This is a genomic window from Streptomyces sp. NPDC050548 (assembly GCF_044457385.1).
Classification (GTDB): Bacteria; Actinomycetota; Actinomycetes; order Streptomycetales; family Streptomycetaceae; genus Streptomyces.
Map to the genome: position 1 here is coordinate 272,863 of NZ_JBITGV010000006.1, position 13,012 is coordinate 285,874.

General features: G+C 67.3%; 8 protein-coding genes and 2 pseudogenes. 3 read left to right on the forward strand and 7 right to left on the reverse strand.

The annotated features are described in order from the left end of the window. The first annotated feature begins 156 nt into the window (after nucleotides 1-156). Nucleotides 157-1,737 carry a purple acid phosphatase family protein gene (locus ACIBJH_RS19270; protein ID WP_399118026.1) on the forward strand — a complete coding sequence of 527 codons (1,581 nt, stop codon included), beginning with the start codon at nucleotides 157-159 and terminating at the stop codon, nucleotides 1,735-1,737. A 60-nt stretch (nucleotides 1,738-1,797) separates the two neighbouring features. Here the strand turns inward: ACIBJH_RS19270 and ACIBJH_RS19275 are convergent, their stop codons facing one another. Beyond that, nucleotides 1,798-2,679 carry a DUF4429 domain-containing protein gene (locus ACIBJH_RS19275; RefSeq protein ID WP_399118027.1) on the reverse strand — a complete coding sequence of 294 codons (882 nt, stop codon included), beginning with the start codon at nucleotides 2,677-2,679 and terminating at the stop codon, nucleotides 1,798-1,800. Nucleotides 2,680-2,776: 97 nt separating this feature from the next. On the opposite strand from ACIBJH_RS19275, the pseudogene ACIBJH_RS19280 reads away from it, so the two are divergent. Beyond that, nucleotides 2,777-4,365 (forward strand): annotated as a pseudogene (locus ACIBJH_RS19280) (beta-N-acetylhexosaminidase). A gap of 65 nt (nucleotides 4,366-4,430) precedes the next feature. On the opposite strand, the gene ACIBJH_RS19285 reads toward ACIBJH_RS19280, so the two are convergent. Together ACIBJH_RS19285 and ACIBJH_RS19290 are read right to left on the reverse strand one after the other, a co-directional pair. Beyond that, nucleotides 4,431-6,209, reverse strand: a complete 1,779-nt coding sequence (locus ACIBJH_RS19285) for an IucA/IucC family protein (protein WP_399118028.1) — start codon at nucleotides 6,207-6,209, stop codon at nucleotides 4,431-4,433. Next, nucleotides 6,206-6,766: a GNAT family N-acetyltransferase gene (locus ACIBJH_RS19290; protein WP_399118029.1), complete on the reverse strand. Its 561-nt coding sequence runs from the start codon at nucleotides 6,764-6,766 to the stop codon at nucleotides 6,206-6,208. Before ACIBJH_RS19290 ends, ACIBJH_RS19285 begins: the two co-directional genes overlap by 4 nt. A gap of 68 nt (nucleotides 6,767-6,834) precedes the next feature. Between ACIBJH_RS19290 and ACIBJH_RS19295 the strand changes: the two are divergent. Beyond that, nucleotides 6,835-8,014, forward strand: a pseudogene (locus ACIBJH_RS19295) (RNA-guided endonuclease InsQ/TnpB family protein); the annotation flags it as partial. A gap of 51 nt (nucleotides 8,015-8,065) precedes the next feature. On the opposite strand, the gene ACIBJH_RS19300 reads toward ACIBJH_RS19295, so the two are convergent. The 4 genes from ACIBJH_RS19300 to ACIBJH_RS19315 form a co-directional block, all read right to left on the reverse strand. Continuing rightward, the gene (locus tag ACIBJH_RS19300) at nucleotides 8,066-9,349 is read right to left on the reverse strand and encodes a lysine N(6)-hydroxylase/L-ornithine N(5)-oxygenase family protein (protein WP_399118030.1); all 1,284 of its coding nucleotides are present in this window, start codon (nucleotides 9,347-9,349) and stop codon (nucleotides 8,066-8,068) included. Further along, nucleotides 9,333-10,775, reverse strand: coding sequence for a lysine decarboxylase DesA (desA, locus tag ACIBJH_RS19305; protein WP_399118031.1), 1,443 nt, complete (start codon nucleotides 10,773-10,775; stop codon nucleotides 9,333-9,335). Before desA ends, ACIBJH_RS19300 begins: the two co-directional genes overlap by 17 nt. Before the next feature lie 100 nt (nucleotides 10,776-10,875). Next, a complete protein-coding gene (locus ACIBJH_RS19310; RefSeq protein ID WP_399118032.1) occupies nucleotides 10,876-11,697 on the reverse strand; it encodes a siderophore-interacting protein in 822 nt (273 codons plus the stop codon). A 103-nt stretch (nucleotides 11,698-11,800) separates the two neighbouring features. Further along, nucleotides 11,801-12,850 (reverse strand): ABC transporter substrate-binding protein, encoded by a 1,050-nt coding sequence (locus ACIBJH_RS19315; RefSeq protein WP_399118033.1) that lies wholly within the window; start codon nucleotides 12,848-12,850, stop codon nucleotides 11,801-11,803. Between the last annotated feature and the right edge of the window lie 162 nt (nucleotides 12,851-13,012).

The window sequence follows — 13,012 nt, forward strand, 5'->3', positions numbered from 1 at the left end:
CCTGAGGTACCGAGGGAAGGTTTGCAAGAATCCTGCCCGATATCGGGCAGCGGCCTGTTGAATGTCTTATGGAACTCTGTTCGCAAGCTGTCCATCCTGTGTCTTGTGTTACGTCGCTCATATGGACGAGTTTCAGACGCCATGGACATTCCTCGTATGGGAGTACCCGAAGAGCTTGCCGAGCGCATGAGCATGGCTGAGCAGCACGAGTACCTACGCTCGAAATTCTCCCGGCGCACCATGATCAGAGGCGGCGCCGTGACCCTCGGCGCCGTCGCCGGTGGCGTGTTCGTCCCGGGCACGGTCGCCCAGGCGGCCGTCCCCAGCCAGGCCTCCGCGACCTATGCCGCCACCTCTTCCAGCGAGTCGATCGACGGGGCCCTCGTCTCCCCGTTCGGCCGCCACCTCGCGTTCGGCAACGACCCGAGCACCGAGGTCACGGTCTCCTGGCAGGTCCCGACCAACGTCAAGAAGCCGTTCGTCCGGATCGGCGCGCACCCCTGGGACCTCTCCCGCAAGATCGAGGCCGAGGTGCGCACGCTCTACACCCCGGCGGGCGTCGGCGCGAGCGGCGACCACACCCAGTACTACCTGCACGCCAAGCTGACCCACCTGCGCCCGGGCAAGACGTACTACTACGGCGTCGGCCACGCGGGCTTCGACCCGGCCGAGGCCCACCTGCTCGGCACGCTGGGCACCTTCACCACCGCCCCCGACCACAAGAAGCCGTTCACCTTCACGGCCTTCGGCGACGAGGGCGTCGGCTACCACGGCCTCGCCAACGACAGCCTGCTGCTGGCCCAGAACCCGGCCTTCCACCTGCACGCCGGCGACATCGCGTACGCCGACCCGGCGGGCGCGGGCAAGACCGCCGACACCGGCTTCGACTCGCGCGTCTGGGACCAGTTCCTCGCGCAGACCGAGGCGGTCGCCAAGTCCGTGCCGTGGATGCCCGCCTACGGCAACCACGACATGGAGGCCTGGTACTCGCCCAACGGCTACGGCGGCGAGGACGCCCGCTGGAACCTCCCGGACAACGGCCCCGACAAGACGAACCTCCCGGGCGTCTACTCCTTCGTCTACGGCAACACGGCGGTCATCTCGCTGGACGCCAACGACGTGTCCTTCGAGATCCCGGCCAACCTCGGCATCTCCGGCGGCACCCAGACCACGTGGCTGGAGGGGCAGCTCAAGAAGTTCCGCGCGTCCAAGGACATCGACTTCGTGGTGATCTTCTTCCACCACTGCGCGTACTGCACCTCCACCGCGCACTCCTCGGAGGGGGGAGTGCGGGGCGAGTGGGTGCCGCTGTTCGAGAAGTACACGGTGGACCTGGTCATCAACGGCCACAACCACCAGTACGAGCGCACCGACGTCATCAAGAAGAACGCCGTCGTCAAGAAGCTGCCGATCGGCGGCACGGCGTACCCGGAGACCGAGGGTGTCGTCTACGTGACGGCGGGCGCGGCCGGCCGCAGCCTGTACGCGTTCTCCGCCCCGGACTCCTACGAGGGTCACGTCGCCGATGTCGACTCCGTCGCCGCCTTCGTCAACACGAAGGACGGCAAGGTCAACGAGACGGTCGCCTGGTCGCGCGTGCGCTACCTCAACTACTCGTTCCTGCGCGTGGACGTCCAGCCCGCCCACAAGGGCCGTACGGCCACCCTGACGGTCCGCGGCATCGCCGAGACCGGCGCCGAGATCGACCGCTTCACGGTCGCCCGCAAGGCCAAGTAAGCCCCGACACAACCGAGTTACGCCCAGAAGGCGGGGCGCAATTCAGTAAGCAGGCGGTCCTCACATCCGTTTGAGGACCGCCTGTTTGGCCATCGAGAACTCCTCGTCCGTGAGCACCCCGTCCCTGTGCAGCTCGCCGAGTTCGCGCAGCCGCCGCAGCAGCGCGTCATGGCTGTCCTCCGCCGCGGCCGTCAACTCCCGTGCGGGCTCGGGCCGTTCGGGTCGTACGCCCGTCTCGGTGGCGCCCGGGTGCGGGAGGCGGGCCTGGACGGCCGCGGCGATCAGGGCCATCAGCGGGTCCTTCTTGAAGCCCCACAACTCCACTGAGTTGGGGTCGTACTTGGGCGGCGCCTTGGTCGGCGCGTGGCGTACCGCGAAGCGGATGTAGCCGTTCTCCAGACCGGCCGACGGCCGCCACTCCACGCCGACGAGGTCCGTGACGGCGAGGGTGCGGGCACCGGCCGCGGACTTGGCGTCCTCGGTCTTCCAGTTCCACTCCAGCCGTACGTGCTCGCCGTCGAAGCTCGCGGTGCCGTCCCCGGCGGAGACGGAGAGCGGCACGGCCGGACCCGGCAGCAGGTACGCGGCGACCGGGTCGGCCGGGACCCCGTCGAGCAGCAGGGCGTTGCGCACCTCGTCCACGAAGTACTCGGCGACGCCGTACCGGTCCGATTCGACGGCCAGTTGATAGGGGTCGTCGCCCTCGGCGAGCCGGCCGCCGGTGGCGTGCAGCAGCGGGTCGGCGCCGTCGCGCAGCCGCAGTCTCAGCCGCCCCGACTTGCGGCCCTGCTCGAACGAGACGCCCGCCAACGCGCCCAGGGGAACGACGAGTTCGCCCAGCGTCCGGCGGAACAGGCCGACGTTCTTGTCCCGTCCGGGAGTCAGCCGCAGGGCGTCGCCGTCGAAGATCCAGGTGCCGTCCTTCTGGATGATTTCCGCCATGGGAGGGATTGTTCCACCGGTCTGGCGACAGAATGGTCTGTACCTGTCCGGCTTCCGGCTTCCGGCTTCAAGGAAGGCACCGCTTGTGAGACACCTTGTGAGACAGCGCCACAGAACGACCCGCCTCCTCGGTTCGCTGCTGCTCGTCGCCGCCGCGAGCGTGTCCGTCGTCGGCGCCGCACCCTCCACCCCGCCCGCCGCCGTCACCCCGCTGGGCCGGGTGGTCCCGGCGCCCGCGTCCGTCACCCCCGGCGGACAGCCGTACCGGATCACGAGCACCACCCGTATCCGCGTCGGCGAATCACGCGAGTCACGCCGGATCGGCGAGTACCTCGCGGGCATCCTGCGCCCCTCCACCGGCTACCGGCTGCCGGTCACCTCACGGGGCAAGGGCGGAATCCAACTCCGGCTGTCCAAGGGCACGTTCGGCGCCGAGGGCTACCGGCTCGTCAGCGGGACCTCCGGTGTCACCATCACCGCCAGCAGGCCCGCCGGGCTCTTCCACGGTGTCCAGACCCTGCGCCAACTCCTCCCGCCGCCGTCGAGAAGAACTCCGTGCAGCGCGGACCCTGGGGGATCGCGGGCGGCACCATCGAGGACTCCCCGCGCTACGCCTACCGCGGCGCCATGCTCGACGTCTCCCGGCATTTCTTCACCGTCGACCAAGTCAAGCGCTACATCGACGAGTTGGCGCTCTACAAGATCAACGAACTGCATCTGCACCTCAGCGACGACCAGGGCTGGCGCATCGCGATCAACTCCTGGCCCCGCCTGGCGACTTACGGCGGCTCGACCGAGGTCGGCGGTGGCGCGGGCGGCTACTACACGAAGGCCGACTACAAGGAGATCGTGCGGTATGCGGCCTCCCGCTATCTGGAGGTCGTCCCGGAGATCGACATGCCGGGCCACACCAACGCGGCCCTCGCCTCCTACGCCGACCTGAACTGCGACGGCGTGGCACCCCCGCTCTACACGGGCACGGACGTCGGCTTCAGCTCGCTGTGCGTGGGCAAGGACGTCACCTACAGCTTCGTGGACGACGTCGTCCGTGAGCTGGCCGCGCTCACTCCGGGCCGCTATCTCCACATCGGCGGCGACGAGGCGCAGTCCACCAGCCACGAGGACTACGTCAAGTTCATGGACCGGGTGCAGCCGATCGTCACCAAGTACGGCAAGACGGTGATCGCCTGGCACCAGATCACCGGCGCGCACCCCGTGAAGGGCGCCCTCGCCCAGTACTGGGGTCTCGACGACACCGACGCCGCCGAGAAGGCCCAGGTCGCCGAAGCCGCGAAGAACGGCACCGGACTGATCCTCTCGCCCGCCGACCGGGTCTACCTCGACATGAAGTACACGGAGGACACCCCGCTCGGCCAGGACTGGGCGGGCCTGGTCGAGGTCAAGCGCTCCTACGACTGGGACCCGGGCAACTACCTTGCCGGAGTGCCGAGTTCGGCGATCAGGGGCGTCGAGGCACCGCTGTGGACGGAGACCATCGTGACCGGTGCGAACATCGACTACATGGCCTTCCCCCGGCTGCCGGGCGTGGCCGAGCTGGGCTGGTCGCCGGCCTCGACGCACGACTGGGACACCTACAAGGTGCGGCTCGCGGCACAGGCCCCGCGCTGGGACGCGCTCGGGATCGACTACTACCGGTCGCCCCAAGTTCCTTGGCCCGCGAGCTAGTTGCTTCTGTGATTCGGCGGGCACCCCGGGGGACCGTACCCCGGGGTGCCCGCCTGCTTGTGGGGTCAGAACCCGGCGATGGGGTTCTTCAGGGTGCCGACGAGCTGGAGCGCGCCGGACGGGTCCGCCAGGTCCACCATCTGCTCGTTGTTGCGCAGCTGGAGCCGGTTGAGGCAGGACAGGGAGAACTCCGGGGCGAACATGTCGTACTGCCGGAACTTGTCGGCGAGTTCGGGTGCCGAGTCCTGGTACTCGCGGGTGACCTCCGCGACCGTACGCCAGAAGTCGTCCTCCTCCAGGGCGCCCTCGGCGGCCAGGTTGGAGGCGAGGAAGCGGAAGAAGCAGTCGAAGACGTCGGTGAAGATCGACAGCAGCTTCTTGTCCTCGGGGACCTCGACCCGCAGCCGCTCCACGGTCGGCGGCAGCACCGCGTCCGGGTCCATGACGGCGATCTCCTCGGCGATGTCCTTGTAGATCGCGCGCTGGACGACACCGTCCTTCAGGACGAGGATCACGTTCTCGCCGTGCGGCATGAACACCAGGTCGTAGGCGTAGAAGCTGTGCAGCAGCGGGGTGAAGTACGCCCGCAGATAGCGCCGCAGCCACTCCACCGGGGTCAGCCCCGAGCGCTCGATCAGCGCGCCGGCGAAGGACGCGCCTTCGTGGTCCAGGTGCACCAGCGAGGCCATCGTCGCCAGGGACTCGCCGTCCTGGAGCGAGGAGACGGGGCTCTCGCGCCACAGGGCGGCGAGCATCTTGCGGTACGGCGAGTAGCGGTCGGTCGCCGCCTCGTACTCCAGGTGCCGGTACCCCACGGCCGCCCGCTCACGGATGATCGACAGGCCGGTGGACTTCAACACCGGGTCGTTGTCGATGAGTTGGGCGAGCCAGTCGTTGATCGCCGGGGTCGCCTCCATGTAGGCGGCCGAAAGTCCGCGCATGAAGCCCATGTTGATGACGGACAGGGCCGTCTTCACGTAGTGCTTCTCGGGGGCGGACCTGTTGAAGAAGGTCCGGATGGACTGCTGGGCCAGGTACTCGTCGTCGCCCTCGCCGAGACAGACGAGGTGGCCGCGGGCGACCTCGGCGGCGAACGTGACGGTGAGCTTGTTCCACCACTGCCAGGGGTGGACGGGGATGAGGAGGTAGTCGTCGGGGGCCAGGCCCCGGTCGGTCAGGGTGGCGCGGAAGTGGTCCAGCGTGGCGCTGCCCAACTCGCCCTTGACGAACGACTCGTACTCGATACCCACGCCCGCCGTGAACGCCGCCCGTGAGCGGTGCGCGGCCAGCCAGACCAGGCGCACCGGGCTCGCGGTCTCGGGGGCGTACGAGAGGTACTCGTGGACGCCGAAGCCGAGCCGCCCGTTGTTGGCGACGAAGCAGGGGTGACCCTCGGTCATCCCCGTCTCGATGGCCTGGAAGCCGCTCGTCACCAGCTCGGCGACCGGGAGCTGCGGCTTGGTGAGCTTGTAGCAGGTGCCGGAGAGGGTGGAGGAGATCTCCTCCAGGTAGACCGGCAGGATCGCCTCGCTCAGCCCGAGCGACTTCTGCAGTTCGATGAAGAACTCCAGGGCAGCGAGAGGGAGTTCGGTGCCGTCACGGTGCCGGGTGATGGAGTCGGCGTCGATCTGCCAGTGGTCGAGGGCGCGGCGGACGGCGGTGAACCGGTAGCGGGTCAGGCCGTCGTCGCTGCGGACGACGTACAAGTCGCGGTCCTGCGCAGCCGGTTCGGGAGTGATCAGCCGCTCGTGCGCGAACTCGGCGAGAGCCTTGCGGATCAGCTGGCGGTTGGCCTTCTCCCAGCGCTCGGGGGAGAGATGGGCCACGGCGTCGGCGAGAGTCATGCGGTCACCGCCGCGGCGGCCGTCGCGGTCAGGAACTGTTCCCGTGTGCAGAAGCTCAACAAGGCTTTCTTCTCCGGCTTTTGGATCTCACGCTCGGGCACGAACCCGACCGCCTCGTTCAGGGCGTGCACGGCGGTGTTGGACACGTCCGGTTCCACGACGACCCGTGCGACCGCCGGGTCCTCGAAGAGCCGGGCCATCACGGAGGTGATCACCGCACGGGTGAAGCCGTGGACGGGCGCCTCGGTGGCCGGCGTCAGGAAGTGCATGCCGACATCACCGGGCAACGGCTCGTACAGGCCGACCAGTTCGCGATACCGAGGGTCGTAGTACTCCATCAGGAAGACGGGCACCCCGTCCTGGAGCCCGAGCAGAGCCTGCTGGTGCTCGTCGGCCGCGATCTCCATGTACGCGCGCTCGACATCCTCCAGTCTCGCGTCCTGCATCATCCAGAACGCGGCCTTCGGATGGGTGACCCACCGGTGCAGCAACTCGGCGTCCCGCAGCGGGTCCAGGGGGCGGAAGGTGAAGGTGCCGACCTGTGAGACGGCGCTCATCGAGAACTCCTTGTACTTTTTCATGAAAACGGTGCCAAGTCGACAAGAGGACGGCTGGCGTCTGAGGAATGGAGACTCGGCGCGTGAAGCGGGCATTCAAATACCGCTTCTGTCCGACGGCGGAGCAGGCTGACGAGCTGCTCCGGACGTTCGGATGCGTGCGCAAGGTCTACAACATGGCATTGGACGTTCGCAGCCGTGCTTGGATGGAGGAGAGGCGAAGAGTTTCCTATGCGGCAACGTCTTCGATGTTGACGGAGTGGAAGAAGGAAGAAGACTTGGCCTTCCTCGCGGAAGTGTCTTCCGTGCCGCTCCAACAGTCGCTGCGGCACTTTCAGGCGGCGTTCACGAACTTCTTCAGCAAGCGCGCACAATACCCGCGATTCAAATCGAGGAAGAAGTCTCGGGCGGCCGCTGAATACACTCGATCGGCGTTCAAGTGGCGTGATGGTCGTCTGACTCTTGCCAAGATGGATGCCCCGCTTGATATCCGTTGGTCGCGCCGCCTGCCGGACGGCGCGGAGCCGAGCACTGTGACGGTGTCGCGCGACTCGGCCGGGCGCTGGTTCGTGTCCATCCTGGTGGAGGATGCAGGGGTGCGAGCCCTTCCCGCCGAGAACGGTGCGGTGGGGGTCGATGTTGGAATCAGTAGCCTGCTTGCTCTTTCCACGGGTGAGAAGGTGGCCAACCCGACATTCCATAGAAGTGACACGGCTCGTCCGGCTGCTGCCCAGAGGGAGCTCGCCCGTAAGGAGAAAGGGTCCAAGAACCAGGCGAAGGCTCGTGAGAGCGTGGCAAGGATTCATGTGAGGATCGCTGATCGGCGACGTCATTTCCTGCATAAACTGTCCACTCGACTTGTCCGGGAAAGCCAACTGGCCGTGATCGAGGACATGCCTGTCCACAGCCTCATGAGAAATCGCACGCTGGCACGCGCCATCGCCGATGCCTCGTGGGCCGAACTGCGGTCGATGTTGGACTACAAGTGTGCCTGGTACGGGCGTGAACTCGTCGTGATCGACCGCTTCTTCCCATCGAGCAAGACTTGTGGAGTGTGCGGCCTGATCCGGGAGGTTCTGCCGCTCGGCCTCCGGGAATGGACGTGCGAAGGATGCGGCACGTGCCATGACCGAGACCACAATGCCGCTGAGAACATTCTGGCCGCCGGGCTGGCGGTGTCGGCCTGTGGAGCCGGTGTAAGACCTCAACGGAGTTCCTCCGGGCGGGCAGTCGGCGACGAAGCAGGAAAAACCATGGCGCAAGCTGTGGGAGCCCCCGCCCGGTAGGGCGGGGGAGATGTCAAACGGCGAACTCCTGGAACGCGATGGCCTGTTCGACCGGGTAGTACTCGGTGCCGAGCAGCTCACGGATGATGTACGAGTTGCGGTACGCGCCCATGCCCAGGTCGGGGGACGTGATGCTGTGTGTGTGGACGCCGGCGTTCTGGAGGAAGACGCCCCGGCCCGTGGTGTCGATCGAGTAGTTGCGCGCGATGTCGAAGTTGCCCTGCGAGTCGTAACGCAGCCGCTCGTGCACGGGCTTGAGGAACTCCGGTTCGGCGTACTTGTAGCCGGTGGCGAGGATCAGGCCCTGCGAGCGCAGGGTGTAGTCCTTCTGCTGTTCCTCCTGGCGTAGCGCCAGTTCGTAGACGCCGTCGCGGTAAGTGGCGTCGTTGAGGGAGGAGTTGGTGAGCAGCCGGGTGGGAACGGGCCCGCCGACCTTCTTCTGGTACAGCAGGTCGAAGATGTCGTTGACGAGGTCGCCGTCGATGCCCTTGAAGAGGCCCTTCTGCTCGGCCGTGAGGCGGTAGCGGGTCTGCTCGGGCAGGGCGTGGAAGTAGTCGATGTACTCCGGGGAGGTCATCTCCAGCGTGAGTTTCGTGTACTCCAGCGGGAAGAAGCGGGGCGAGCGCGTGACCCAGTTCAACTCGTAGCCGTGAACGTTGATTTCGCTGAGCAGGTCGTAGTAGATCTCGGCGGCGGACTGCCCGCTGCCGACCAGCGTGATCGACTCCTTGGCCTGCAGCGCTGCTTTGTGCTGCACATAGCGGGAGTTGTGGATGAAGTCGCCGCCCAGTCCGGCGACGGCCTCCGGGAGGTGGGGCGGGGTGCCGGTGCCCAGGACCAGGTGCCGGGCGCGATAGACGGCGCCGGCTTCGGTCCGGACGACGTAGACCTCGGCCTCGTCCTCGTACTCGACCTCGGTCACCGTCGTGCTGAAGCGCACGTTGGTGAGCCTGTTGGCCGCCCAGCGGCAGTAGTCGTCGTACTCGACCCGTAGCGGGTAGAAGTTCTCGCGGATGTAGAAGGGGTACAGACGCCCCTTCTCCTTCAGGTAGTTGAGGAAGGAGTACGGCGAGGTCGGGTCGGCGAGGGTGACCAGGTCCGACATGAACGGGGTCTGGAGGTGGGCGCCGTCGAGGAACATGCCGGCGTGCCACTCGAAGTCGGGCTTCGAGTCCAGGAAGATCCCGTCGAGTTCGGCGATGGGCTCGGTGAGGCAGGCGAGGCCGAGGTTGAAGGGTCCGAGCCCGATGCCCACGAAGTCGTAGGTCTTGGTGGCGGTTTCAGGAAGCGCGGTCAAGGGACTCTCCCAGGTACTGCTCGGCGTGGCCGGCGATCAGGTCGAGGACGGCGGCGATGTCGTCGGCCGTCGTCTCGGGGTTGAGCAGGGTGAACTTCAGGTAGTGGCGGCCCGCGACCTTGGTGCCGGCGACCACCGCGTCACCGGAGGCGAACAGGGCCTTGCGGGCGTAGAGGTTGGCGCGGTCGATCTCGGCCGGGTCGGTGACGGCGGCCGGGATGTAGCGGTAGACGAGGGTGGAGAGCGTGGGCTCCACGACCACGTCGAAGCGCGGGTCGGCGGCCAGCAGCCGCCACCCTTCCTCGGCCAGGTCGCAGACCTCGTCGAAGAGTTGGCCGATGCCGTCGGCGCCCATCACGCGCAGCGTCATCCACAGCTTGAGCGCGTCGAAACGGCGGGTGGTCTGCAGGGACTTGTCGACCTGGTTGGGGATGCGCTCCTGCACCATGCGGCGCGGGTTGAGGTAGTCCGCGTGGTAGGTCGCGTGACGCAGGGTGTCGGCGTCGCGGACCAGCAGGGCGGACGAACTCACCGGCTGGAAGAAGGACTTGTGGTAGTCCACGGTGACCGAGTCGGCGCGCTCGATGCCGTCGATGCGGCTCCGGTGCTTGAGAGAGGCGAGCAGCCCGCAGCCGTAGGCCGCGTCGACGTGCATCCACACCCCGAACTGCTCGCACAGGGCGGCGATCTCGGGCAGCGGGTCGATGGAGCCGAAGTCGGTGGTGCCGGCGGTGGCGACGACGGCCATGGGCACGAGCCCGGCGTTCTTGCAGCGCTCCAACTCCCGGGCGAGCGCGACCGTCTGCATCCGCTTGTCGGCGCCGACGGGTATCGAGACAACCGAGTCCTGCCCGAGTCCCAGCAGTTTCGCGGACTTCTTCACGCTGAAGTGGCTGACCTCGGAGGCGAAGATCCGCAGTTTGGCGAGTGTGTCGGTCTTCGCCTCCTCACGGGCCAGCAGCAGGGCCTGGAGGTTGGACTGGCTGCCGCCGGAGGTGAACACCCCGTCCGCGTGCGGTCCGAGGCCGATGCGCTCGTTCGTCCAGTCGATCAGCTTGCGCTCGATGAGGGTGCCGCCGGCCGACTGGTCCCAGGTGTCCAGGGAGGAGTTGACGGCGGAGAGCACCGCCTCGCCGAGCACCGCGGGGATGACGACGGGGCAGTTGAGGTGGGCGAGGTAGCGGGGGTGGTGGAAGTAGACCGCGTCACGCAGGTAGACCTCGTCCAGCTCGTCGAGCACCGCGGCGGTGTCGTGGAGCGGACGGTCGAGGTCGATCCGGTCGATGAGGGGGGAGAGGGCGTCGACCGTGACGCCGGTGAACGGCCGTTCCGTGGTGGCGAGTTTGGCCGCCACCCGCTCCACGCCTTGCGTCACGGAGCGGCGGTAGTGCTCCGCAGTCGTGTCATTGAGCAGGTGCGAGCGCATGTGGGGGTCCTCCGGTGGGGACGGGATTGAACTTAGGTAAGGCTAACCTAACTTAGATCTTTCGAGGCCCACCCCTCCCGTGACCGGTGTCACTCGTGACTCACCCGGCTTCGCGCAACTGCTCCTCGCTGAGCCCCTGCCGCCAGTACCCCACGAAGGTCACCCGCCGCCGGTCGACCCCGCGCTCACCCACGAAGTGCCGCCGCAGCGCCTTCACTTGACCGGACTCGCCCGCGATCCACACGTACGGCCGCTCAGCGGTCGGGAGTTGGGCCGCGCGCAGGGCGCCGAGGGCCATGGGGGACCCCTCGGCGCCCTTGTCATCGCGCACCAGCCAGGTGACTTCGGCATCGGCCGCGGTCACCAAGTCCTGTACGTCACCGGCATGTTGGACCTCCAGCCACACCCGCGCGCGTATGCCCGCGGGCAAGGCTTCGAGGATGGCGGACACGGCGGGGACGGCGGTCTCGTCGCCCCAGACGACCACGAGATCGGCGCCCTCCGGCGGCCGGAACCGAATCGCCCGATTGTCCGCGACGGCCGGCCCGAGCAACACGACCCGGTCCCCGGCGGAGGCGCGGGAGGCCCACCGGGAGGCGGGTCCGGCGGGTTCGTGCAGCACGAAGTCGATGTCGATCTCGTCGGGTTCACGGCGGAGCGCACGCAGCGTGTACGACCGCATCACCGCCCGTACGTCGTCCGGGAGTTCACGCCACGCCTCCCACCACCCGTCACCGAGTTCGTAGGGCACGGCAGGCTCAAGCTGGCCGGGGTGGGGCAGGAACAGCGACAGAGACTGATCACACCCGTCGGAGAAGAAATACGCCAGGTCGTCCCCGGCAAAGGCGACACGGACAAGAGACGGCCCGAGCCGCTCCGTCCGCACGACATGGAGAGAGAAGAAGCGGAACGGGACGGTCATGGGGTTCCTTTGAAAGAAACGTGAGGCCTAAAGGGGCGCGGGGAACTGCGCGACCAGTCCCCACCGGCCCGCAGCTCCCCGCAAAAGCGCAGCCACCCCAAACTCAACTGACCTTCTTCGCACTCTCGATCGCCTTGGCGAGACTCTCCACCATCGGCACACACTTGTCGTACGACAGAATCGGCTCGGGCGACCGCGAGATGACCTGCCCCGCCTTTACCGCGGGCAGCGCCTTCCACGTGGCCTCAGTGATGTCCGCGGGCTGAATCGTCGCGGACCGGTCGTCCATCATGATGATGTCGGCCGGGTACTTGTCCGCGTTCTCCCAGCTGAGGTTCTCGTACCAGCCGCCGCTCGCCTTGAGCGCGGCAGCGGACGGCTCGACGAAGTTCACGCCGAGCGCCTTGTAGTACTCCAGGTCGACGGAGAGGTTGGACCCGGAGACGTAGAAGACCGTGTCCGCCGCCGAACCGGCCAGCACCTTGATCTCGGGGCGCGCCTTGGCCGCCTTGCGCAGTCGCTCCGAGGCCTCCTCGAAGCTCTTCTTCGCCTCGGTGACCTTCCGGGCCGTCATGTCGGCGCCCAGTGACTCGGCCAGTTCCCACATGCGCTGGAGCGGCGTGGTGAGTTGGCGGTCGAACATGGAGACGGCGGCGCTCGGCGCCAGCTTGGCGATCTTGTCCTTGGACTCCTCGGGGACGTACCAGAGGGTCCCGGCGGCGTCGAACGTGGTGGTGAGGAGGACGTCGGGGGCGAGGGCCGCGTACTTCTCGATGTTGAACTGGCCCCAGGTGTTGCCGAGGATCGTGACCTTGCTGATGTCCATGTCGCCGGCCTGGACGTCGGGCTTGCCGTTCTTCAGTTTGGTCGGTCCGAAGACGCCCTTGACGGAGATGCCGTAGTCGTGGAGCGCGGCCCCGACGCCGACGAACGCGACGATGTTCGCGGGGATCTTGTCGAGCTTCACCGTGGTGCCGCGGTCGTCCTTGAAGGACCAGGGGCCGGGCTTCTTCGCGGCCGTCGTCTCCCTGACCGAGCCACCGCTTTTCGCGTCGTCGTCACCGCAGGCCGCGAGCACGGCGCCGAGGCCGAGGGCGCCGCCCGCGGCGAGGATGCCGCGGCGGGAGAGGTGGGTGGCACGGGCGTTGGACATGTGTGGCTGCTTTCGAACAGGGCGGAGTGCCCGCCGGACAATTCGAAGGTAGGTTAGCCTAACCTCACTCTTTGTCCAGGGGGCGGGGTGGCCGCCACTCGGGCCTGTGTCTGTCCTGTGCGGGGTATATGAGTCGATGTCCTATGCGATTTGGCTTTCAAC